17 protein-coding genes are annotated in these 23,230 nt (G+C 73.5%); 4 read left to right on the plus strand and 13 right to left on the minus strand.

The window, feature by feature from the left end; translation table 11 throughout:
• The 3 genes from ACFV57_RS03305 to ACFV57_RS03315 all read right to left on the minus strand — a co-directional run.
• Positions 1-1,051: serine/threonine-protein kinase (locus ACFV57_RS03305; protein ID WP_385225155.1), on the minus strand; the 1,051-nt coding region annotated here is incomplete at its 3' end.
• Entirely contained in the window at positions 1,048-1,791 is a 744-nt protein-coding gene (locus ACFV57_RS03310) for a hypothetical protein (protein ID WP_385225157.1), read from the minus strand. The genes ACFV57_RS03305 and ACFV57_RS03310, both read right to left, overlap by 4 nt.
• A gap of 143 nt (positions 1,792-1,934) precedes the next feature.
• Positions 1,935-4,007, minus strand: a complete 2,073-nt coding sequence (locus tag ACFV57_RS03315) for an N-6 DNA methylase (RefSeq protein ID WP_385225610.1) — start codon at positions 4,005-4,007, stop codon at positions 1,935-1,937.
• Positions 4,008-4,353: 346 nt separating this feature from the next.
• On the opposite strand from ACFV57_RS03315, the gene ACFV57_RS03320 reads away from it, so the two are divergent.
• Positions 4,354-5,139, plus strand: coding sequence for a DUF4190 domain-containing protein (locus tag ACFV57_RS03320; protein ID WP_385225159.1), 786 nt, complete (start codon positions 4,354-4,356; stop codon positions 5,137-5,139).
• Between the two features lie 136 nt (positions 5,140-5,275).
• Here the strand turns inward: ACFV57_RS03320 and ACFV57_RS03325 are convergent, their stop codons facing one another.
• Positions 5,276-6,034 (minus strand): HNH endonuclease family protein, encoded by a 759-nt coding sequence (locus ACFV57_RS03325; protein ID WP_385225161.1) that lies wholly within the window; start codon positions 6,032-6,034, stop codon positions 5,276-5,278.
• Between the two features lie 112 nt (positions 6,035-6,146).
• Between ACFV57_RS03325 and ACFV57_RS03330 the strand changes: the two genes are divergently transcribed.
• On the plus strand, positions 6,147-7,610 hold the full coding sequence (locus ACFV57_RS03330; RefSeq protein WP_385225163.1) for a DUF2079 domain-containing protein: 1,464 nt from the start codon (positions 6,147-6,149) through the stop codon (positions 7,608-7,610).
• 74 nt (positions 7,611-7,684) lie between these two features.
• Entirely contained in the window at positions 7,685-8,254 is a 570-nt protein-coding gene (gene cpt, locus ACFV57_RS03335) for a chloramphenicol phosphotransferase CPT (RefSeq protein ID WP_385225165.1), read from the plus strand.
• A gap of 19 nt (positions 8,255-8,273) precedes the next feature.
• Here the strand turns inward: cpt and ACFV57_RS03340 are convergent, their stop codons facing one another.
• From ACFV57_RS03340 to mfd, 6 genes are all read right to left on the minus strand, one after another.
• The gene (locus tag ACFV57_RS03340; protein ID WP_385225167.1) at positions 8,274-8,801 is read right to left on the minus strand and encodes a hypothetical protein; all 528 of its coding nucleotides are present in this window, start codon (positions 8,799-8,801) and stop codon (positions 8,274-8,276) included.
• Positions 8,802-8,987: 186 nt separating this feature from the next.
• Positions 8,988-9,647, minus strand: a complete 660-nt coding sequence (locus tag ACFV57_RS03345; RefSeq protein ID WP_385225169.1) for a hypothetical protein — start codon at positions 9,645-9,647, stop codon at positions 8,988-8,990.
• Positions 9,644-10,255 carry a hypothetical protein gene (locus ACFV57_RS03350; RefSeq protein WP_385225171.1) on the minus strand — a complete coding sequence of 204 codons (612 nt, stop codon included), beginning with the start codon at positions 10,253-10,255 and terminating at the stop codon, positions 9,644-9,646. Before ACFV57_RS03350 ends, ACFV57_RS03345 begins: the two co-directional genes overlap by 4 nt.
• A 2-nt stretch (positions 10,256-10,257) precedes the next feature.
• Positions 10,258-11,703: a putative T7SS-secreted protein gene (locus ACFV57_RS03355; protein WP_385225173.1), complete on the minus strand. Its 1,446-nt coding sequence runs from the start codon at positions 11,701-11,703 to the stop codon at positions 10,258-10,260.
• A complete protein-coding gene (locus ACFV57_RS03360) occupies positions 11,700-12,107 on the minus strand; it encodes a WXG100 family type VII secretion target (protein WP_385225175.1) in 408 nt (135 codons plus the stop codon). Before ACFV57_RS03360 ends, ACFV57_RS03355 begins: the two co-directional genes overlap by 4 nt.
• Positions 12,108-12,224: 117 nt before the next feature.
• Positions 12,225-15,761, minus strand: coding sequence for a transcription-repair coupling factor (gene mfd / locus ACFV57_RS03365; protein ID WP_385225177.1), 3,537 nt, complete (start codon positions 15,759-15,761; stop codon positions 12,225-12,227).
• A gap of 476 nt (positions 15,762-16,237) precedes the next feature.
• Here mfd and ACFV57_RS03370 point away from each other — a divergent pair, with 476 nt between their 5' ends.
• The gene (locus ACFV57_RS03370) at positions 16,238-17,965 is read left to right on the plus strand and encodes an MFS transporter (RefSeq protein WP_385225612.1); all 1,728 of its coding nucleotides are present in this window, start codon (positions 16,238-16,240) and stop codon (positions 17,963-17,965) included.
• Between the two features lie 77 nt (positions 17,966-18,042).
• On the opposite strand, the gene ACFV57_RS03375 is transcribed toward ACFV57_RS03370, so the two are convergent.
• The 3 genes from ACFV57_RS03375 to ACFV57_RS03385 form a co-directional block, all read right to left on the minus strand.
• Entirely contained in the window at positions 18,043-19,221 is a 1,179-nt protein-coding gene (locus ACFV57_RS03375; RefSeq protein WP_385225179.1) for a cellulose-binding protein, read from the minus strand.
• Between the two features lie 186 nt (positions 19,222-19,407).
• Positions 19,408-20,349, minus strand: coding sequence for an LCP family protein (locus tag ACFV57_RS03380; protein ID WP_385225614.1), 942 nt, complete (start codon positions 20,347-20,349; stop codon positions 19,408-19,410).
• A gap of 220 nt (positions 20,350-20,569) precedes the next feature.
• Positions 20,570-23,227, minus strand: coding sequence for an SUKH-4 family immunity protein (locus tag ACFV57_RS03385; protein WP_385225181.1), 2,658 nt, complete (start codon positions 23,225-23,227; stop codon positions 20,570-20,572).
• Positions 23,228-23,230 lie beyond the last annotated feature (3 nt).

Genomic DNA, 23,230 nt, shown 5'->3' on the forward strand with positions numbered 1-23,230 from the left:
GGGCACCTCGCCGCTGAGCAGTTCGTGGAGCAGCACGCCGAGCGCGTACAGGTCCGTGTACGGGCCGAGCCGCGGCCGGCGCCCCGCCCGGCACCGCGACCGGCTGCGGCGCGGCAGGCGCCGCCGCGCGCGCCGGCCAGGGCGCGTGCGGATGAAGGAACGGCCGGGTCGGGTCCATCGGCGCGCCCGCCCCCGCACCGGCACGCGCCGCGTCCGCGGTGGGCAGCAGCGGCACCAGGGCCCGGTAGACCTCCTGCGCGTCGGCGGGCCGCTCCTGCGGGTCCTTGCCGAGCAGCCGCAGGACGAGCGCCTCCAGCTGTTCGGGCACGTCCGGCCGGAGCCGGCGCACCGGGACCGGCGGCTCGTACAGATGGCGGTGCAGCACGCCCAGGGCCGTGGAACCGGCGAAGGGCACCTCGCCGCTGAGCAGTTCGTGGAGCAGCACGCCGAGCGCGTACAGGTCCGTGTACGGGCCGACCGTGCCGCCCATGGCCTGCTCGGGCGCCATGTAGGCGGGACTGCCGATGGGCGAACCGGTGCTGGTCAGACGGGTGGTGTCGGTGTCCAGGGCGGCGGCGATACCGAGGTCGAGGACGGTGAGGGTGCCGTCCGGCTTGACCATCACGTTCCGCGGCTTGAGGTCGCGGTGGATGATCGGCACGGCGTGCACGGACGCCAGGACGGCGCACAGCTGGGCGGCGACGCTGACCGCCCACGGCCAGGGGTACGGCTCGTGCTCGGCCAGATGGTCGGCCAGGTCGGCGCCCTCGACGTACTGCATGACCAGGTAGAGGTCGTCGCCGTCGCTGCCCGCGTCGTGGACGGTGACCAGGCCGGGGTGGTCGACCTGGGCGGTGACGCGGCACTCGCGTACGAAGCGGCGGCGCATCTCCTCCGCGTCGGGCGTGCCGGAAACCCGGTCGGGGCGCAGCAGCTTGACGCCTACGCGGCGGTCGAGGCGGCGGTCGTAGGCGATCCAGACCTGGCCCATGCCGCCCTGGCCGAGCAGCGCGGAGAGTTCGTAGCGCTCGGCGACGACACGTCCGTTCAACGCCCCTCCTCCTTGCGGAGGTAGTCGCTCAGCTCGTCCAGTTCGGCGCGGACGCGGTCGATGCGCTGCGGCTGGGCCGGGTAGGGGGCGGCGGGCTGCGGCTGGTCGTACGGGGTGCCGGGCGGCGGTTCGTACGCGGCTTGCTGGGGCTGGTGCTGGGCCTGGGGCTGGTGCTGGGCATGGCCCTGGAAGGCGCTCTGCGTGTGGGTCTGCGCGTAGGGCCAGTCCTGGGGCAGCGGCTCCGGGGCCTGCCTCGGCGGCTGGGGCGGCAGCTGCGCTCCGGCGTACGGATGCGGGGCGGGCGGCATGGGGGCCGGGGCGGGGGCCGGTCCGGGATAGCCGTACGCCGGGCCCGTGCCGGCACCCGCGCCCGGGACCGCGCCGGGAGGCCCGTACGCCGGCCAGGTGTGCGCGACGCGCTGGGCGCGCCCGTCGACGACGAGGAAGTACACGACGGCCGCGGCCATCTGGACGAGGATGAGCACCACGCCGGTGTTCGTCTGCCAGGAGTTCTCGTCCCGGCCGCCGCCGAGCATGATCGCGAAGAGGACGAGGGCCAGGTCGGCGCCGAAGATCCACCAGCCCAGCGGGCGGCGCTGCACGAGGGCGGCGCGCAGCAGCGTCGCCCAGGCCAGGAAGCCGAGGCTGAGCACGGCCAGCGCCACGAAGGCGACCCGCAGCAGGACGACCGTCCCTTGCGATGCGGGACGGTGCGGCGGTGCCGGGACAGGGCCGTGCATTACTGCTCCTGACGGATCAAGGCCCGGCGGGGTGCGGTGTGCTGCCGGGGACATGCTGCGGATGCGTGTGATCGAGCGTATATACGACACCGCAGACGCCGCCGGGGTTGTAGGAAATCAGCCGGGCGTGACCGACCCGTCCGTCAGCCGGGCGTGACCGACCCGTCCGTCAGACCGTCGTGGAGCCCTTGTACGAGCTGCTCGCCCAGGCGGGCGGCGAGGCGCAGGGTCTCCTCGAAGGCGGCCAGTTCGCAAAACCGCCGCCCGTAGCGGTGCTGGTCGGCCAGCGGCAGCCGCGGGAGCTGGAGGCGGCGGACGTCCAGGCGGGTGGCGGTGGACGCGTAGCTGCTGGCCTGCCGGGTGTTGGCGGTGCCGCGCAGGAACCCGGCGAGGAACCAGGGGTCGAGGGCGGCCGGGTCGGGCCGCAGGAGGAAGAGGTTGCGGCCGAGGGCGGCGCCCGCGGTGGCCTCGTCGACGACGCGGGCGACGGCGCCGCCGCCCAGGACGGGCACCACGACGTCCCCGGCCGCCACCAGGACGGGTTCCTCGGCCGGTGCGGTCGCGGCGCCTTCGGGCAGCGCGCCGGTGGGTGCCGTACCGCCGATGACGTCGTGCTCGGTGAGGACGGCGGGCGCGGCGTCCGCGGTCGCGGTGCCGGGGCCGCCTGCGCGCAGCACGAGGGCGCCGGCGCGGGCCAGTTCGCCGACGGTGGTCAGCGGCCAGCGGACGGGCGCGGACTCCGGGCCGGCCGCCGGTCGCGGTGTCAGTTCGGCCGTACGGGACAGGGTGGTGGCCAGCCGCTCGCGCATCCCGGCCAGTTCGGCGAGGCCGCCGGCGGCCGACGGGGGCGGCAGGTGCCGGGCCGGGGCCAGGTCCACGTCGTCGCCGAGCAGGTCGATGGCGGCGAGCGAGCGCCGTACGCCGGGCTGTTCCTCGACCCCACCGTCCTGGTCGAAGGCTTCCCAGGCCTCCAGCGCGGTGGTCCGTACGGCCTGCCAGTCCGGCTTGTCCCGGCCGGGCGCGCCGCCGGCGGCGAGGGCCGCGGTGTCGACGACGAGCAGGTGCGGCGAGGGCGCCGCGGCGGCGCCGGGCTTGCGCAGGACCCACAGGTGCAGCGGGATGCCGTACGGCGGCGCGGACCCGGCGGGCAGGGCGATGACTGCGCGCAGGGCGCCGCGGCGCAGCAGGTCGGCGCGGATGCGGCGGCCGGAGCGGCGGGAGGCGGCGGCGGGCGGCATCAGCAGGACGGCGGTGCCGCCCTCGCGCAGCCGGGCCAGCGCGTGCTGCACCCAGGCCAGTTCGGATTCGGTACGGGCCGGGAAGCCGTACTCCCAGCGCGGGTCGTAGGCCAGTTCGTCGTGGCCCCAGTTGCGTTCGTTGAACGGCGGGTGGGCGAGGACGGCGTCTGCGGCGAGCTGCGGGAAGGCGTCGGCGCGGAGGGTGTCGGCGGCGTGCACGCGCACCTGGGCGCCGGGCGCGCGCAGCGCCAGCCGCAGCGCGGTGAGCGCGGCCAGGTCCGGGTCGGCCTCCTGGCCGTACAGCTCCGTGGCGCCCTCGGCGGCGTGCGAGGCGGCGTCCTCGGCGGCGTCCAGCAGGCTGCCGGTGCCGCTCGCCGGGTCGAGGACGCTGCGGGCGCCGCCGGCCAGCGCGGCCATCAGCCCGGCCGGGCCGGGCGGGGTGAGGGTGTACTGCCGGGGGTTGGCGTCCAGGTGGCGGCCGAGCAGGAACTCGAAGGCCGCGACGGCGCCGCCCTCCTCGGAGGCGAGTCCGGCGGTGGCCCGCACGAGGGCGGCGGACGGCAGGAGGGCGTCGCGGGTCAGGCCGTGTACGGGGTGGTGGCGGCCCAGGTGGGCGGCGAGGACCGATTCGAGGATGGCGGGCAGCATCCCGGCCAGTTCGGTGTCGTCGGCGGCCCCGCTCAACTGGTTCCAGGCGGAGGGCCGGTCGCGGACGAAGAGCAGCACGGCGCCGGCGTGCCGCAGGGCGGTGGCGGCGCCGGCCGGGTGCGAGACGAGCTGTTGCCAGACCCGCTCGCGCAGCGGCACCTCGGCGAGTTTGCCCTGTGCGCGCAGCCAGTGCTCGACGTCGGCGAGGGCGAAGGTGGGGCTGGTCTCCGTACCGCCGACGGGTTTGGGGAAACCGGCGTGGCGGCGGCGCCAGTTGCTGACCGCGGCGCGGCCGACGCCGGCCAGCCGGGCGATGCCGGCGGCGGTCACCTCGGCCGGTTGGCCGGGCGCCGTGCCGTCCGCCGGTCCGTTCCCCGTCGCTGCTGCTGTCTCCGGCACCTGGCTGGCTCCCGTCCGCTCGCCCCTCACCTGCGTGTGGCGCCGAGCATACCCACGAATGCGGCATCACCCTCTTCACGGCGTGAATGGACCCATAACCCAAAGCCATGTTGACTCGGTTCACAGCTAGTGTTGTTATTGACCCACCGCACCGCCGGTTCACACGGCGGGACCAGTTCACTCCTGGTAGGCGGCGCACCGCCGCGCGTCCATCCGCCGATGTCCGCCGCTCTCCGCCGACTTTCCTGATCCACCGCCCGGAAGGGGCCGTATCTCCATGTCGCACCAGATGCACCACCCGCACGCCCCGCAGGCCCCCACGGGCATGCCGCCGCACCAGGCCGCACGCAACGGGCTGGGCGTCGCCGCCCTCGTCCTCGGCATCATCGGCGCGCTCAGCGGCCTGATCCCGCTGTTCTTCTGGCTGGCGGGCATCCTCGGCCTGCTCGCCCTGGTCTTCGGCCTGGTGGGCCGCGGCCGGGCCAAGCGCGGCCAGGCCACCAACAAGGGCATGGCCACCGCGGGCGCCGTCTTCGGCGCCATCGCGCTGATCCTGTCGGTGGTCGGCGTGGTGATCACGGCGACCGCGGTCAACGACGCGGTGAAGGAGGTCAACAAGTCCCTGGAGGGCTCGGAGGCGAAGCCCGAGGACGGGCAGGGCGGCACGTCGGCGAAGAGCTACAAGGGCGGCGCCACCGCCGTCTACGACACGGGCCTGAACGTCACCGTCTCCAAGCCGTCCCCGTACACCGCCGACGAGATCGCGGTCGGCCACGAGCAGGGCCACAAGTCCTACAAGGTCACCGTGCGGATCGAGAACAAGGGCGGCAAGGACGTCGCCGGGGACCTGGTCATGGTCGAGGCGCGGGCCGGCAAGGACGGCAAGGCCGCCGAGCGGATCTACGACAGCAAGGTCGGCTCCGGCTTCAGCGGCTCGCTGCAGCCCGGCAAGACCGCCACCGCCGACTTCGCCTTCGACGTACCGGCCGGCGCCAAGGACCTCGACGTCCAGATCCGGCCCGGCTTCGACCACAAGGCCACCCACTGGCAGCTCGGCCTCTGACCGGCCGGCGCCCTCCGTACGGCCCCTTCTCCCCACACAGGCCGCCGGCCCGGAACCCGCGACACGCGGGACCGGGCCGGCGGCCTGCCGTGCACCGCTTCCGGCCGCCCGCTCCGGTTGCGGCCACCCGCCGCGGCTACTTGGCCGCGAACCGCTCCGGCGCCTCCGTCGGCCCGCCGCCCGTCGGCAGCTTCAGCTTCGGGCAGCCGTTCAGCACCTCGGTCATCGCGTCCTTCTCCCCCTGCGTCACCCACAGCCCGTACTTCTTCTTCACGGCCACCTGGTGCGCCACATAGTCACAGCGGTACGCCTTGTTGGCCGGCAGCCACGTCGCCGCGTCGCCGTCCCCCTTCTGCCGGTTGGCGGAGGCGTCGGCGGCGATCAGGTTCAGCGGGTCGTTGGCGAGCGCGACCCGCTTGCGCCCCGGCCACTGCTGCGCACCCTTCTGCCAGGCATCCGACAGTGCCACGAGGTGGTCTATGTCGACCTTGCTGCGCCCGCGCTCGTACTGCACCGCCTGGCCGGTGTACGGGTCCTTGGTCAGCGTCCCGGAGGCCACCTTGCAGTGCCCGTCGGTGAACCGCACCTCCTTCAGGTCCCGCTTGAGGATGTCGTCCCGCGTCCCGCAGTGGTTGCCGTCCGTGTCGGCCCAGGCCGTGCCGAAGCGGTCGCGGGCATAACCCGTCTTGGGGGCGCGGCCCTTGACCGTGAGCGACCCGACGGCGTGCAGCGCGGTGCCGCCCGCGGCGGGAACGGACGTCGCCGCGCCGCCGTCTCCCCCGGTACCGCCGCCCTTGCCACCGGGGGTACAGCCGGTGAGGGCGAGCAGCGCGGCCAGTCCCGCCGCGGCGACGGCGCCGCGGCGGGCGCTGGGCAGGTTCCGTATGGGGGACAACGACGCGGTCCATATCCGGAGCAAGAGGGACATCCCATCTCGAAAGAGGCGACAATACCGGCCGGTTCGACGGCCTCGGATATCTTTTCGGAAGTTGAGAGTAAGGACGCCCATGGACACGGCCGCAGCAACCGCGGCGAGCGGCAGGACGACGTCCGCGCCCGTCGCCGGGGCCGGGTTCGCCCCCGCCCCCGGCCGGCTCCGCGCCCGGACCGCCACCCTGCTCGGCCCCCGGCTGCTCCCGTACTGGACCGCCGCGGCCCTCTTCGCCGTCTTCTTCGCGATCTCCGCCCTGCGGTTTCGCGCGATGGCGACGGCTTCCTGGGACCTCGGGATATTCGAACAGGCCGTACGGGCCTACGCGCACCTGCGCGCCCCCGTCGCCGACCTCAAGGGCCCCGGCACCAACCTCCTCGGCGACCACTTCAGCCCCGTCCTCGCCCTGCTCGCCCCCCTCTACCGGGTCTTCCCCGGCCCCCTGACCCTCCTGTTCGCGCAGGCCTTCCTCTTCGCCCTGTCCGCCGTGCCGGTGACCCGGGCCGCCGTCCGCGCCCTCGGGCAGGGCCGGGGCCTGGCCGTCGGCGTCGCGTACGGGCTGTCCTGGGGGCTGCAGAAGGCCGTCGACTTCGACTTCCACGAGATCGCCTTCGCCGTACCGCTGATCGCCTTCGCGCTCGAAGCGGTGCTGCGCGGCCGCTGGACCGCGGCGGTGTGCTGGGCGGCGCCGCTCGTCCTGGTCAAGGAGGACCTGGGGGTGAGCGCCGCCGCCATCGGCGCGCTGATCCTCGTACGGGCGCGGCGCGCCGTGCCGCTCGCCGTCGCGCTGGTCGCGTTCGGCCTCGTCGCCGCCGCCGTCACCCTCGGCGTGATCATTCCCGGCTTCAACGGCTCCGGCTCGTACGACTACTGGAACAAGCTCAGCGGCGAGGGCGGCCCGGCCCCCCGCATCCCGCCGGACACCGCCGTACGCACCCTGCTGTGGATCGTGCTGCCCACCTCCGGGCTGCTCGCGCTGCGTTCACCGCTGCTGCTGGTCGCGCTCCCCACCCTCGGCTGGCGCTTCATCTCCCACGAGCCGCACTACTGGGGCGTCGACTGGCACTACAACGCCGTCCTGATGCCGGTGGTCTTCCTGGCCCTGGCCGACGCCCTGCCGCGGACGCTGGTCTCCACGCGCCCCTGGGTACGCGCGTACGCCCACCACCTGCCCGCCGCCGTACTGGCCGCCGCGCTGGCCCTGACCACCACACTCCCCCTCGCCCGCCTCACCGAGGCCGGCACCTACCGCAAGCCGCCCGCCGCGACGGCCGCCGAACACCTGCTGGAACGTATCCCCGACGGCGCCACCGTCGAAGCCGACATACGGCCCATCTCCCGGCTGACCGACCGCACCCGGGTCTTCTGGATAGGGGACACCCGGGGCATCGCCCCCGATTACGTCGCCGTGGAGCTGCGCGACGGCCGGGGGCCCGAACAGGCCCAGGACGACGCCCGCAAGCGCCACCCCAAGGCCGTGTACGACATCCTCGGGGCCGCCGGTGACGTGACGGTACTGCGGCGGACGGGACGGCGCTGACCGCATGCTCCGGGCCGGCCCCGGCCCCGTAATTTCACGGGACAGGCCCGGACCCGCCTGCGTACGGTGGCCCGATGACCACCGGCCCCACGCGCACCCGCACCGACGTAGTCGTCCTGAACGGCGGCTCCAGCTCCGGCACTTCGACCATCGTCCGGCAGCTCCAGGGGCTCCTGCCCCGCCCCTGGCTGACGTTCGGCGTCGACTCCTTCATCGAGGCGCTGCCGCCGTCGCTCGTCACACCGGAAGCCTCCGCGGCCGCGCCGGGCCTCGGCCTCGCCCCCGACGGCAGCATCACCGTCGGGCCGGTCTTCCGCGCCCTGCAGACCGACTGGCAGGAGGGCGTCGCGGCCATCGCCCGCACGGGCACCGGCGTCCTCCTGGACGAGGTCTTCCTCGGCGGCGGCGCCGGCCAGGAACGCTGGCGCCGCACCCTGAAGGGCCTGTCGGTGCTGTGGGTCGGCGTACGCTGCGCCCCCGAGACGGCCGCCGCCCGTGAGGCCGCGCGCGGCGACCGCGTCACCGGCATGGCGAAGTCCCAGGCCGAACTGGTCCACCAGGGCGTCGCCTACGACATCGAGGTCGACACCACCGACACCGACCCGCTCACCTGCGCACACCGGATCGCCGCCCACGTGGTGTGAGGGCGGGCCGGGCCCCGGCTCACTGCCAGTGCGGACGCCCGCTCTGCATCTCACAGCTCAGCGTCGCGCCGTGCGAGTCCTTCGTGGTCAGACCGAGGTGGGCCTTCTTGCAGAACTGGCCGCGGCGGTAGTGGTTGCCGGACGGCGCGAGGATCACCCCGTCGTCCGAAGCGCCGGAACCGGAGCCGGAACCGGAGCCGCCGGAGGACGACCCGCCGGACCCGCCGGAGGAAGAGCCACCGGAACCGGAACCACCGGAGCCCGAGCCTGCGCCGGTCCCGTGCGTCTTACGCGCCGGCGCGGGCGGCTCGGCCGCCTCGGGCGTGGGCGCGGGCGCGGCGGACGACGGCGTGGCACTCGGGCTCGGACTCTCGGACGGCGACGCGGACGGCGAAGGCGTGGCCGGGGCCGAGGCGGAAGCCGTCGCGGACGGGCTCGCCGCGCCGCCCTTGTCCGCACCGCCGTCCGGAGTGCATCCGGAGAGGGCGACCAGCGCCGCGGTGATCAGGGAGGCGGCGGACAGGGCGGCGCGGCGGGGTCTTATCACGGTGGAAACATCCAGTTCTCGATGGTCGGGTGCCCCCGTGGGACCCACGAGGCAGCCCGACCATAGAGCGATATCTCCCACCGGTCACCGTCAAGGTGCCTGAATGGGGCGGAAGACGGCAGAAACGCCGCTACGCCCGGCGCGGCGAGCACAGCGGGGACGTAGCGGCGGGTGTAGCGGCCGGCCTCAGCCGAAGGTGGAGCGCATTTCGTCGGCAACGCTGTGCCGCGAGGTGCCCACCTCGGCGCCGGAGCCGGACGGGGGCCCGGCGTCCACGACCGTCACGGTCTCGGCGATGAGGCGCAGCATGTTGACGTACACCGGCAGCTCGGTCAGCGACGGGGTGCTGAGGGAGAGCGTCAGCAGCTGGGAGCGGCTCGGGACGGGAATCTGCGCGTCCACGCGGGCGATGCCGAGCGGCTCCGCGCCCTCGGACGGCACCCATTGCGAGCCGTGGAAGGACACCACGCACGGACCGGCGGGCACCCGCGTCACGCTGACTTCCGTCGTCGTGTGGGACAGCGCCTCCGCGAGCCCGGCGGCGACGATGTCGGCATCGGCCGCGTCCGCGTCGTCGAGCCGGGCGACCACCGATGCGGTGCTGACGCGGTCGTCGTCCATGCCCACGAAGCAGACACCGGCGTAGAACGCCCCGTCGTCGGCGAAGGTCCCGGCCATCTCACCGTAGACGGCCGCCATGGTGTCGCGCTGGAGATCGGTCCCTTCGGACCAGACGAGGTCCGCCATCTCCTGAACGCAGTCCTCGCGGTAGGCGTCGTCGCCTTCGAGCCCGAGGGTGTGGAACCCGTCCGGTATCTCGATATGGAGCTGAGTGGACTGGGTCATGGCCTTCCGGAGGGGGTGTTGGGGGGTGAAGTTGGGGTGTTGCGGGGGTTCGGGATGGCAAGGGCGAGGCCTTGGTCGTCGTCAGGGGCCATGTCTCCCGCCATCCGGTCCCCGGGCGCGATGATCCGCCAGCCGTCGGCCCGCGCTATGCGCCGGGCGGCCTCCGGTCCGCATCCGCGGTAGTGGTGCACAAAGACGATGAAGGCGACGTCGGCGAAGAGGTCGGAGCGCTCCTCGTGCTCCGCGCGCGCGTGCGTACTCAAGTACTTGAGACGCGCCCGGAGCGGGTACCCCACTTGGCCGGGCGACATGATCTTCGCCGCTTCCGCACGCAACTTGGGCAGGAGGGCCCGGAAGTGGTCTTCCCAACGGGCCGGGTCCCGGCTCCATTCGCGGGCGAGCCGCCGGGGGCCGACGTAGATCCGGACCAGGTAATCGAGGCGGGGCGTGCTCTCGACGACCGCGTTCGCGAGGAACGCGCAGACGTACCAGAGCACTATGAGTGCCACAGCAACCGGCAACACCAGCCACTGCAGCACAAACCACACCAGGAGCCAGGTCCGGGAGAGGTATGCGGGCCCGCCGCCCGTTTCCTGTCGATGAACCATGCTCACCCCTCGGTCGCGGTCTGGTAGCTGCCCACTCCTGCGCTGACGGCGCCCTGCCCGACGAGCGGGCCCTTGGACCACCAGGACATGGGGTCGAGGGTGCCGTCCGCCCGGAGGGCCGCCTTGAAGGAATCGGCGTCCGCGACTCCGGGGATCCTCTTCAGCGTCTGCGCCCAGCCTTGTTCCTTGATGCCGGACGCCATGTTGTTGCTGACATGGCTCTCCCAGGCCAGCTTCATCCGGTTGGAGAAACCGCCGTTCGCCTCGAAAACCCGCCCCGCGGCACGCTCGATGGGGCCGAGACTTCTACCCCTCGCGAGGTCGTCGCTGGAGGCGATGCCCCGCTGCACCAGTCCCTCAAGGTGGTTCACCTGGGCCACCTTGTCCACGTCGTTCACCACGCTGCGCGCACCCGTCGCCGTGTCGATCAGCTCCCTGGACCCCACCCGGATCTTCACCTTCCCAAGCACCCCCGCCTTCGCGAACTTGCCGAACGGCAACACCCCCACGGCATCCATACCGAGATCCGTCCAGCTCACCTTGGCCCCGCCCAGCTTGGCCCCGGCGTGTGCCGCCAGCGAGCCCAGGGACAGCGCGCCGCCCGCCAGGGCGAGGGCGCCGGACAGCGGCGGGCACCACATGGTGAGGAGGGAGAGGACGCCCAGGACGCCGGCGATGTTGCCGAGCCAGTCACCGATCGTCTTCAGCAGGTCGGCGTGCTTGACGCACCATTCCTTGATCGCGTGGCCCAGGCGCTTGAAGGCGTCCCCGAGCCGCTCGAAGAGGCTGATGTCCGGTGCGTTCTTGTTGGCCTTGCGCAGTCGGTCGGCGACGTCCCGCGCGTCGGACTGGTGGTGTTCGAGGAGTTCCTTGGCCTTCTTGATGATGTCGTCGAGCTCGTCCTTGGCCGCGTCGAGACGCTTGCCCACGGTGTCGAGTTCCTGGCCGGCGGACTTCAGCCGGGCCTGGGCCGCGTCGAGCTTGCTCTGTGCCTCGTTGAGCGCCGCCTGGTCGGTGTAGTACTGGCCGGCGAGCCGGAAGGCCGGGGCCGAGGCTGCCTGGTTGTAGTCGTTCGTCGCCCGGTCGTGGGCCGCCTCTTGCGTCTTGATGCGTTCCTTGGCCGCCTTGGCCTCGGCCTCGTACTGGCGGGCCGTGTTCTGGTAGCCCGACAGTTTGCCGCGCCAGCCGCCGAGCTGGGTGGACGCCTGCTTCAGCGCGTCGACGCTGTCGGAGAGGGATTTCGGCAGGTCGCCGACGTGCTGGCTGAAGGCGTTCGCCGCCACGCCTTCCCACGTCTTGCCGCCCTTGGCGATGCCCATGAGCGTCTTGTGGGCGCTCTCCAGACCGCCGGACGCTCGGTTGATCTTGTTGCTGAGGTCCTCGACGCTCTCGACCTTGCCCGGGGCCGGGTCGAAGCCGAGGCCGGGGAAGTCCTTGTCGTCGCTCACCGGGCGCCCGCCCCGGGGCCGGACGACGGGGCCGGTGCCGGTGCCGACGGCCGTGGGCCGGCCGGGTACGCGCCCACGTTGGGCGGTGCCGACGGGGCCGGCATCGGCGGGGCCGCGCCCTTGGACATGGCGTCCCGGATGGCCCTTTCCGTCTCCTCGTAGTTGTTCTTGGTGGCCTTCAGCTTCTCCTCGATCTGCTGGGTCCCCTTCGCGATCTTCTTGATCGCGTCGTCCCAGCTGTCGTGGAACTCGTCACAGGCGTGGTCGAGGGCCACACTGCCCGTGCTCTTCGGCCCGACGCGCTCAAGGGCGTCGAGGGCTTTCTCCATGTCCTCGCGCCCGGTGGCCAATTGCCGCAGAAGCCGGTCGAGTTCCTGTGTCTCGACCTGTAACTTGCCGCCCAACGTGCTCCCCCGCCTCTCGTCCGGTCTGCCACGGCATCGTAATCAAACGCCTCGGGAGGGGAACCGCACCCTTGGGCGGTTCCCCTCCCTCGCGACAGCCGGCCTCCCGGCCCGGGTTCAGCCCAGCACCGTCGTCAGGAACTCCCCCACCCACGCGAGCAGTTCCCGGCCGACCAGCGGTTTGCCGCCGATCTTGCCGGTGGACGGGCGCGGTACCAGGATCTGGCGGGTGGCGGGCTTGAGGATCGTGCGGGGGTACAGGCGCTTGAGGCGCAGTTCCTGCGACTCGCGCAGTTCGACCGGGCCGAAGCGGATGTTGGAGCCCTGGAGGGTGATGTCCGAGACGCCGCTGGAGCGGGCGAGCATGCGCAGCCCGGCGACCAGGAGGAGGTTCTCGACCGGCTCGGGCAGCTTGCCGTAGCGGTCGGTCAGTTCCTCGCGGACCGCCGCGATGTCGTCCTCCGAGGTGGCGGCGGCGATCGCCCGGTACGCCTGGAGGCGCAGCCGCTCGCCCGGCGCGTAGTCGTGCGGGACGTGCGCGTCCACCGGAAGTTCGATCTTCACCTCCAGCGGCGGCTCCTCCTCCGCGCCTCCCTCCAGGGACGCCCGGTAGTCGGCGACGGCCTCGCCCACCATGCGTACGTACAGGTCGAAGCCGACGCCCGCGATGTGGCCGGACTGCTCGCCGCCGAGGAGGTTTCCGGCGCCGCGGATCTCCAGGTCCTTCATCGCGACGTACATGCCCGCGCCCATCTCCGTGTGCTGCGCGATGGTCGCCAGGCGCTCGTGGGCGGTCTCGGTGAGGGGCTTCTCCGGCGGGTAGAGGAAGTAGGCGTAGCCGCGCTCGCGGCCCCGGCCGACGCGGCCGCGCAGCTGGTGCAGCTGGGACAGGCCGAAGTTGTCGCCGCGCTCGACGATGAGGGTGTTGGCGTTGGAGATGTCGATGCCCGACTCGACGATCGTCGTGGAGACCAGCACGTCGAACTTCTTCTCCCAGAAGTCGACCACGACCTGTTCGAGCTGCGCCTCGCCCATCTGGCCGTGCGCGGTCTGGATACGGGCCTCCGGCACGATCTCGCGCAGCCGGGCGGCGGCCCGGTCGATGGACTCGACACGGTTGTGGATGTAGAAGACCTGGCCCTCGCGCAGCAGTTCACGCCGGACGGCGGCGCCGATCTGCTTCTGCTCGTACGGCCCGACGAACGTCAGGACCGGATGCCGCTCCTCCGGCGGCGTGGTGATCGTCGACATCTCGCGGATGCCGGTCACCGCCATTTCGAGCGTACGGGGAATGGGCGTGGCGGACATCGTCAGCACGTCCACGTTGGCACGCAGCTTCTTCAGCTGCTCCTTGTGCTCGACGCCGAAACGCTGCTCCTCGTCCACGATGACCAGGCCCAGGTCCTTGAACTTGGTCTCGGAGGAGAACAGGCGGTGGGTGCCGATGACCAGGTCGACCGAACCGTCCTTGAGGCCTTCGAGGGTGGCCTTGGCCTCGGTGTCCGTCTGGAAGCGGCTGAGCGCCTTCACCACGACCGGGAACTGGCCGTACCGCTCGGTGAACGTACCGAAGTGCTGCTGCACCAGCAGCGTCGTCGGCACCAGCACCGCGACCTGCTTGCCGTCCTGGATGGCCTTGAACGCCGCCCGCACCGCGATCTCGGTCTTGCCGTAGCCGACGTCGCCGCAGATCAGCCGGTCCATCGGGACGGACTTTTGCATGTCCTCCTTGACCTCGGCGATCGTCGTGAGCTGATCGGGCGTCTCCGCGTACGGGAACGCGTCCTCCAGCTCGCGCTGCCAGGGGGTGTCCGGCCCGAAGGTGTGGCCGGGCGCCGCCATCCGCGCCGAATACAGCTTGATCAGGTCGGCGGCGATCTCCTTGACGGCCTTCTTGGCGCGCGCCTTGGTCTTCGTCCAGTCGGCGCCGCCGAGGCGGTGCAGCGTCGGCGCCTCGCCGCCCACGTACTTGGTGACCTGCTCCAGCTGGTCGGTGGGGATGTACAGCCGGTCGCCGGGCTGGCCGCGCTTGGCCGGCGCGTACTCCACGAGCAGGTACTCGCGGGTGGCTCCCTGGACCGTACGCTGCACCATCTCGATGTAGCGGCCGACGCCGTGCTGCTCGTGGACGATGAAGTCGCCCGCCTGGAGCGTCAGCGGGTCGATGGTCTTACGGCGGCGGGCCGGCATCCGGCCCAGCTCCTTGCTGGCCGACTTCTGGCCCGTCAGGTCCGTCTCGGTCAGCACCGCCAGCTTCCGGCCCGGGTCGACGAAACCGTTGTCGAGGGACCCGCACGAGACGTGCACGACCGACGGCGACAGCTCGCCCAGCTCCGGGTCGAGACGGGCCGCGATGCCCTCGTCGCCCAGCACCTCGACCGTACGGGCGGCCGGGCCGTGCCCCTCGGTGATGAACACCGACCGCCAGCCCTCGGCGATCCAGCGCTTGGTGTCGGCCAGCGCCCGCTGCGTGTCGCCGCGGTACGTCTCCGGGGCGTGCATCCCCAGCTTGAGGGTGTCCTCGTCCAGCTCCTCGTCGGCGGCGAACGGGCTCACCGTCCACCACATCATGCCCAGTTCGCGCGCCCGGTCCCGGACGTCGGCGATGCCCCAGAGGGAGGCGGCACCGACATCGATGGGGGCCTGCCCACCGCCCGCACTGGCCGCCCACGACGCCTGGAGGAACTCCTGCGAGGTGGCCACCAGGTCGGCGGCGCGCGTGCGCACCCGCTCCGGGTCGCACACCACCGTCATGCTGCCCCCGGGCAGCACGTCGAGCAGCAGCTCCATGTCGTCGACCAGCACCGGAGCCAGCGACTCCATGCCCTCGACGGCGATCCCCTCGGAGATCTTGCCCAGCAGCTCGCCCAGCTCCGGGTGCTGCTCCGCGAGGTCCGCGGCGCGCGCCCGCACCTGGGCGGTCAGCAGCAGCTCACGGCACGGCGGCGCCCACAGGCCGTGCTCCGCCACCTCCAGGGACCGCTGGTCGGCGACCTTGAAGTAGCGGATCTCCTCGACGTCGTCGCCCCAGAACTCGATCCGCAGGGGGTGTTCCTCGGTCGGCGGGAAGACGTCCAGGATGCCGCCGCGCACCGCGAACTCGCCGCGCTTCTCGACCAGTTCGACCCGCGCGTAGGCGGCTGCCGCCAGCCCCTCCACGACCTCTTCCAGGTCCGCCGTCTGCCCCGTGCGCAGCGCCACGGGCTCCAGCTCGCCCAGGCCCTTGACCTGCGGCTGGAGCACGGACCGTACGGGTGCGACGACCACCTGGACGGGGCCCGCGGTCGGGTCGTCCTGGCTGGGGTGGGCGAGGCGGCGCAGCACCGCCAGGCGGCGGCCGACCGTGTCCGAGCGCGGCGAGAGCCGTTCGTGCGGCAGCGTCTCCCAGGAGGGGTACTCCACGACCGCGTTCTCCTCGCCGGCCGGCATCAGCGAGCGCAGCGCGGCGGCCAGGTCCTCGGCCTCCCGGCCGGTGGCGGTCACGGCCAGGACCGTACGGCCGGTGCGGCGGGCGAGGGCGGCGACGGAGAACGGCCGGGCGGCCGGCGGGCCGACCAGGTCCACGTGGGGACGGTTGCCGTCACCCGCGGCCCGCACGGCTTCGGCGAGCGCCGGGTCCTGGACGACGGCGTCGAGCAGACCAGTCAGGCTCATGAGAAAAGGCTTTCCGTCCCGGTGAGGCGAACAACGCGAGCAGCCCGACACGTGCGACGGGCCGGGTTTCAACAAGAGTACGACTCCCTGCTGACACCCGCGTTCCACTCGCCCCACCGGCCGGGTCCGGGCGTCGCGAAGCGCCGTTCCGGTTACGGCCCCCGCATGGAAAAGTGTCATTTACACGGAACAGCCGAGGGGGGCACGTGAGCCGCAGCAGCAAGGGATGGGACACGAGCGGGAGGCCGGGCGGGGAGGCGGGGCGGAGAGGGAGTACGGAGCCGGGCCCGGTGTCCGCTGTGGACGGCACCCGGATACCGGCGGAGGACGGCGACCGGATGCCGGGCGCGGAGGGCGCGCGGAGGACTGGGGCGGGCGGGGCGGGCGGGGCGGTTTCCGCGTCCGGCAGGCCGGGGCCCGGGGCGGACGGGGCGGGTCCGACGACCGGCGGGGCGGTTCCCTCGTCCGGCGGCCCGGTGCGCGCCACGCCCGCTCCTGCCGTACCACCAGCCCCTGCCGTACCGATGGCACCCGCCGTACCGCCCGACCCCGCCGCCCCTTTACCCGCCAAGCGCGGCCGCGTCGTCGCCGCCCTGATGCTCTGTATGGCGCTCGCCGCCCTCGACTCGACCATCATCGCCACCGCCGTCCCGCAGATCGTCGGTGACCTGGGCGGCTTCGCCGTCTTCTCCTGGCTCTTCTCCGGATACCTGCTCGCCGTCACCGTCACCCTGCCGGTCTACGGCAAGCTCTCCGACACCTTCGGCCGCAAGCCCATCCTGGTCGCCGGCGTGATCATCTTCCTCGTCGGATCGCTGCTGTGCGCGGCCGCCTGGAACATGGCCTCCCTCATCGCCTTCCGCGTCCTGCAAGGGCTCGGCGGGGGCGCCCTCCAGGGCACCATCCAGACCGTCGCCGCCGACCTCTACCCGATGAAGGAACGCCCCAAGATCCAGGCCAAGCTGTCCACCGTATGGGCGACCTCCTCGGTCGCCGGGCCCGCCCTCGGAGGGCTGCTCGCCGCGTACGCCGACTGGCGGTGGATCTTCCTGGTCAACCTGCCGGTGGGCGCCCTCGCGCTCTGGCTGGTCGTACGGCACTTCCGCGAGTCGCTGCCCGCCCGCGACCGCACCCGGCGCCCCCGCGTCGACTGGCCCGGCGCACTCACGATCTTCGCCTGCGGCGGGCTGCTGCTGACCGCCCTCGTCCAGGGCGGCGTCGCCTGGCCCTGGCTCTCCGCCCCGTCCCTGCTGTTCTTCGCGGGCAGCGCCGTGTGCGCGGCGGCCACCGTCGTCATCGAGCGCCGCGCCGCCGAACCGATCATCCCCGGCTGGGTCTGGCGCCGCCGTACGATCTCGGCCGTCAACCTCGCGCTCGGCGCCGTCGGCCTGCTCATGGTCGCGCCGACCGTCTTCCTGCCCACCTACGCCCAGGCCGTCCTGGGCCTGGGCCCCATCGCCGCCGGTTTCGTCCTGTCCACGATGACCCTGAGCTGGCCGGTGTCCGCGGCCCTGAGCAGCCATGTCTACAACCGCGTCGGCATCCGCGCCTGCTCCATGATCGGCATCGGCACCGCCACGCTGGTGCTGCTCGCCTTCCCGCTGCTCCCCTACCCCGGCGCCGCCTGGCAGCCCGCGCTGATCATGTTCGCGCTCGGCGCCGCCCTCGGCCTCTTCCAGCTGCCGCTGATCATCGGCGTACAGTCCTCGGTCGGCTTCGAGGAGCGCGGCACCGCGACCGCCTCGATCCTCTTCTGCCGCCAGGTCGGCCAGTCCGTAGGCGCCGCCCTCTTCGGCGCCGTCGCCAACGCCACCCTCAACGGCCGCCTGGAGGCCGCGCCCCCGGACATCCGGCCGGGCCTGCCCGGCGACCTGGACTCCGTCTCGCACGCCCTGGCCCGCGCCGGCGCCCTCACCGACCGCGCCGCCGACTACCTGCGGCGCGCCGTGGACGCCACCGTCGAGCACGTCTACATCGGTGCCGCGGTCGCCGCCGGCCTCTCCTTCCTGGTCCTCCTGCTGCTCGCGCCGCGCCGCTTCCCGGTCCACGGGGAGCCCGCGCCCGCCGAGGGGGCCGCCGGTACGGGCGGGACCGCCGGTACGGGCGGCACGGCCGATCCGAGCGGTACGACCGGTACGGACGCCGCCGTCAAGGAGACCGCCGTCAAGGAATCCGCCGCCGAGTCCGCCCGGCGCAACGGCTGACCGTCAGGGCGCCCGCCGGGGAAAGGGCGGGCGCCCCTCGGTGCCCGCCGCTCTCCCCGCACGGTTCGCGGCCCGCGTCACTGCTGCCCTTCCGGCAGCCGCGGCAGCTTCGTCTCCAGGGTGTCCTCGTTGTCGGGGTCCACCGGCGCCCGCGTGTCGGACCCGGCTCCGGCGGCGGCCGAACCGTGATCGGCACCCGTGGCCGCACCGGACGTACCGACCTCACCGGACACGCGAGTCTCGCCGGGCTCACTGGACGCACCGGGCTCACCAGCCTCGGTGACCCCACCGGACTCGGTGACCCCACCGGCCCCCACGCCCGCCGCGTCTCCCGCGCCCTCAGCGTCCTCCGCCGCGCCGCCGGCCTTCTCCAGCAGCACCGTGCCGCCGTCCGCCCGCGTCGTGGCCCCCGCCTCCCCGGCCTCCCCGGCGTCCCCGGCCGTCGGCTCGTCCTCGTCCGGCGCCTTGCCCGTCAGGGCCGCCAGCGTGTTGCGGACGTGCGTCATGTGCTCGCGCACCTTCTCGCGCCGCTCCGCGTGCTCGCGCAGCGTCCGCTCGGTGGCCCGCTCGATCCGCTCGACCTCGACCCTGGCCTGCGCCAGCTGGTCCGCGGCGCGCGCCTCGGCGTCCTCGTCGCGGTGCCGCGCCGCCTCCTCGGCCTCCGCGAGGAGGCGCTCCGCCTCGGCGACCTTGGCGCGGCCCAGTTCCTCCAGCTCCGCCACCCGCTGTTCGAGGTCGGCCTCCTGCGCCGCGAGGTCGCGGCCGGCCGCCTCCCACTGCTCGGTCTGCTCCTGCTCCAGCTCCCGCAGCGTCGCGGTCGTACGCCGTTCCATCTCGTGCAGCGCGTCGGCCGCCGCGGTCCGCCACTGACCGGCGTCCTTGACGGCCGCGGCCTCGATCTCGTCCGCCTCGGCCCACGCCGCCTCGACCGAGCGGCGCGCCCGGTCCTCGGTCTCGTCCCGCAGCTCCTGGCCGGCCCGGCTCGCGGCCTCCTGGATCTGCCGCCCGTACGCCTCGGCCTCCTCGCGCGCCTCCTCGGCCGCCTGCTCGGCGTCCGAACACAGCCGCGCCGCCTCCGCCTCGGCCGTCGTCAGGATCAGCCGGGCCTGCTCGCCCAGCGACTCGTACGTCTGCGGCGGCAGCTGCCGTACGTACTCCTGCAGCTCCGCCAGCTCGGCCGTCATCTCGTTGGCGAGGACCGTCAGCCGCGCGGCGCGCTCCCAGCAGGAGTCACGGTCGACCGAAAGCCCTTCCACCCGGCGGTCGACATCCTCGGGACGGTAGCCACGTCCTCGTACGATCTCGAACCCATGAGGCGAAACCGATGCACTCATCCCTCTAGCCCCTCTCCGACGTGCGGCGCGATGGTGCGCACATCTTTCTGGATCGATTCGAAGCGACCGTTACGCGACACTCCGCCCCTTTCAATGCTCCAGGATGCGTCAATTGTTGCCAGAAGTCGGAATCGGGACATCTTCGCGGAGCGCCTGGAAGAGCCGCCGCGCTCCCTGCTCGTCCCACTCCACCACATCGCCCAGACCACCCAGATCCACCCCGGGGTTCGCCACCGGAACGGTGGTCGCCGCACCCGCCCCGTCCGAGATCTCCTTCATCGCCCAGCCGAGGCGCGCCAGGTCCTGCACCCCCGCCTCCCGGTCCACGGTCAGCGCCGACAGCGCCGCGTCCAGCGCCGGGACCAGGGCGAACGGGTTGAGCAGCACACCGGCCCCGAGCATCTTGTCGCCGAGCGCGCCGATCAACCGCCGCTGCCGCCCGACCCGGCCCAGGTCACCCTCCGGGTCCGTATAACGCGCCCGTACGTACGCCAGTGCCCGCACTCCGTCCATCTCCTGGCAGCCCGCCCGGAAGTCGGCACCCGACTTCTCATCCTTGAGCGGTTTGTCCAGACACATCCGTACCCCGCCGAGCGCGTCCACCACCTTCACGAAGCCCAGGAAATCGACCTCGGCGTAGCGCGTGATCCGCAGCCCGGTCGCCTGCTCCACGGTGCGCGTCAGCAGCTTGGGGCCGCCCTCCGCGAACGCCACATTGACCTTGTTCCTGCCGTGGCCGGGGACCGCCACATAGCTGTCCCGCGGCAGGCTCACCAGGTAGGGGCCGCTGTCCCCGTGGTGCAGCACCATGATCGTGTCGGTGTTCAGGCCCTGGTCGTTGCCGACGTGCAGCTGCTTGCGCTGCTCGGGCGTCAGGCTCTCACGACTGTCCGAACCGACCAGCAGCCAGTTCGTGCCCTTGCCCGGTGCCGGCCTGCCGGAGTAGTCGGCGAGGGCGTCGGTACGGCGCGCCTGATCGCCCGCCCACACGTACAGCGCCACCCCGCCCGCCACCACCAGCACCACCAGAACCAGCAGCACCAGCACGATCCGCTTCGGCCAGGACAGCCGGCGCCGCCGCCGCGGACGACGGCCCCCGTGCCCGGCGCGGTACAGCGTCGACGTGCCCTCCGGCGACGGAGGCTGCGATGACCACGACGGCTGACCCATATACGAAGGATCATGGTGACCCGGCCGTCCCGCAGGTCAAGCGCCGCCACAGGCGGCACACCGGCAACCGGCGCACCGCCCGCACCACCCCCGCGGCGGCCTACAGCAACCCGTCCCACATCTGTTCGAGCAGCACCGACCACCACGTCTCCGACGACCCCAGCGCCGGCGCGTCCAGCGCCACCAGCTGCGCCTGGAAGTCCACCGTCCAGCGCCCCGCCTGCTCCGGCGTCAGCCCGTACCGCAGCCGCCACATCCGGCCCAGCATCGCCAGACAGCGCACGAACTCCGGCAGCCCGCTGTTCACGAACTGCGGCGCCGCCGGCTGCCCACCGGGCCCCGCCGCGGCACCCCCGTCCAACGGCACCGCCACGATGTGCGCCGTCCCGTACTGCACACACAGCTGACGGCCGAAGTCGTTGCCCATGACCAGGTACGACCCCGCGTCGGCCGCCGGCCGCACCCCGCGCTCCGCCGCCAGCTCCGCCAGCGTCGGCACCGGACGGCCCGGCTGCGCCTGCGCCCAGAAGAACGGCCCGAAGTCCAGCGGCAGCCCGGCCCACACCAGCGTGTGCGCCACCACCTCCGGCACCCCCTGCCGGGAGACCGCCCGCTGGTCGAAACGGAACACCCCCTGCGGGCCGAACGCCTGCTCCAGCTCCTGCCCGAACACCTGCGGCGGCACCGGGGGCACCGGCTGCACCTGGGACGGGTGCGGCAACGGCGCCCGCACCGGCGCCGGCCGCGCCGGACCGTCCGCCACCTGGTGCAACTCGCCCTGATGCTCCACGAGATGACGCACACCCTGCTGCCGCGAGGCGTGCTCCGTCCCGTACGCCGCGGTGTGGCTGATCCGCACCTGCGGCCAGGTCTCCCGGACCATCCGCGCGCAGTAACCGCCCGGCAGGTCGCACGACTCCAGCTCCGTGTGGAGCTCCAGCACCTGCTGCGGCGGAATGTTCATCCCGCGCAGCTCGTGCAGCAGCTGCCACTCCGGATGCGGCGCGCCCGGCGCGGAACGCCGCACGATCTTCTGCTCCGAACCGTCCGGCGCGCGGTAGCTCAGTACGGCCATGTAGCCGGGGCCGACGGTCGGCTGCCCGGACGGCGCCTGCGGCTGCGGCTGCGGCTGCGGATAGCCGTACGAGCCGGCGGCCGGAGGCGCGGCGGCCGGAGGCGCGGCGGGCGGCTGCGCGGCGGGCGGCTGCGCGGACGGGCCCGGGGCGGCGGGCGGCGGCACACCGGGGCCCGGCACGGCCGGGCCGGCCGCACCACCGGCGAGCATCGTCGCCGCCGCGTGCACCCCGCCACCAGGACCGCCGGACAGCGGCCCGGCCGGAGGCGGCGACGGCGGCGGGGGCGGACCGGCCGCCTCACCGGAAGCCGCCTTCCCGGGCGCGCCGGAAGCCTTCGGGCCACCGGGCGGGCCGGGCGGCGCGGCCGGTGGCGCGGCAGGCGGCGGCACACCAGGGCCCCCGGCACCACCCGCTCCGGCGTCACCCGCCGGGGACTGGATCACCGCGCCACCGGCCAGCATCGTCGCGGCCGCGTGCACACCACCGCCGGGGCCCCCGGCAGGCGGCGCGGACGGCCCGTGCGGCGCTTCCGGAGCGGCCGGGACGGCACCGTCCACGGCGCTGAGGTCCACCTCGTCCGCGTCGAGCTGCGAGACGAGCTGCGTCGGGACGTACCCGCCCGCCGGAGCAGCGACGGGCGGCGTGGCGGCAGGCGGCTGCGCGGACGGCCCCTCGGCAGCGCCCGGCCCACCGCCCTGACCCGCGTACGCGGCAGGCGGCGGCACATCCGCGATCGGCGGACCGGACGGCGGCGGCAGCTCCGACAGCTCCGCCGCACCCGGCCCGGCCACGTCGGCAGGCGGCACGGAACCGCCGTACGGCACGGCCCCGGCGGGCGGAGCGGGCGGAGGCGACGACGGCATCGGCGGCGCCACCGGCCCCCGCCCCGGCTCCTCGACCGCCGGCGCCAACGTCGTCCGCGGCAACTGACTGCCACCCGCGAGCAATTCGGTCCTGGCCTCCGGCCGCACGCCCGGCGGCGGCGCGTCCTCGTCGTCGAACCCGGCCAGCGGCGGCGCGAACACGGTCTCGGGCAGCCCCACCGAACGGTCGTCGGCGCCCTCGTCCGCCCGGACGTCCGTACCCGCCCACGGGGCGGCATCGGCTGGCTCCCCGGCACGCCCCGGCACCTCGTCCCGCACGGCAGGGACCTGATCCTGTACGGCAGGGACCTGATCCTGTACGGCGGGAACCCCATCCCGTACGGCGGGAGCCCAGCCGTCTGCGCCGGAGCCGCCCGGAGACGGCTCGGCCGCCTCCGCCACCGCGCCGGAAACCACCACCCCCGCCCCCGACGTCCGCCGGTCCCCCAGCCCGATCTGGTCCGCCGCCTCCTGCAGCCACTCCGGCGGCGTCAGCAGAAACGACGTCGCCTCCAGATCGATCCGCTGCGGCGGAGCCTCCGGCACGGCGGCATCCGCCACCGCGCCGTACTCCTCCTCATACCGCCGGATCACCTCACCCACCGGCAGCCCCGGCCACAGCGTCGTCTCCCCGCTGTCCCGCGCGATCACCAGCCGGGCCCGGCCACCATCCGTGCCGGGCCCCCCTGCACGGTCCTCCGCCCAGGCCACGAAACCCAGGTCGAACTCCCGCACCCGCACCTCACGCTGAAACGGCCCCGGCACCTCTCCGTTGACCCAGCGCTCCGCACGCTCCTGCGCCTGCGCGAACGTCACCACCGC

It is taken from the genome of Streptomyces sp. NPDC059788 (assembly GCF_042732265.1).
Lineage (GTDB): Bacteria > Actinomycetota > Actinomycetes > Streptomycetales > Streptomycetaceae > Streptomyces.